This is a genomic window from Dellaglioa sp. CoH-57-MRSF-16 (assembly GCF_056782055.1).
In genome coordinates this window covers 1-273 of sequence record NZ_JBXAXZ010000173.1, presented here as the reverse complement: position 1 = coordinate 273, position 273 = coordinate 1, and the positions used below count along the sequence as shown (strand labels likewise).

The 273-nt window shown below is 65.2% G+C and carries 1 protein-coding gene; it reads left to right on the top strand.

The features are described 5' to 3' along the window. Nucleotides 1-273: hypothetical protein (locus AC1RPH_RS08335; protein WP_481762118.1), on the top strand; the 273-nt coding region annotated here is incomplete at both ends.

Sequence of the window (273 nt, the reverse complement as noted above, 5' to 3'; positions counted from 1 at the left end):
CCGAAGGACTCGCCGGGATACACCGTCGTTCAGGAAGCCCAGACCGTCTACGCGTTCCGGCAGGACCGCCTCGAAGACGCGTTGTGGGCGCAAGAGACGTTCGGGTTCGCCCCCGACACCGCCGATGTGCTGATGAATCTGAACCCGGGAAACTGCGTGTTCAAGTACGCCTCCAACCCGGAGACGCACGTCCAGCACATCCGCTCGGACTGGGAAGAGGCCGTGACCGACACCGACGAGGGTATGGCCGGTGCTGCCGCGCTGAGTGCCGAC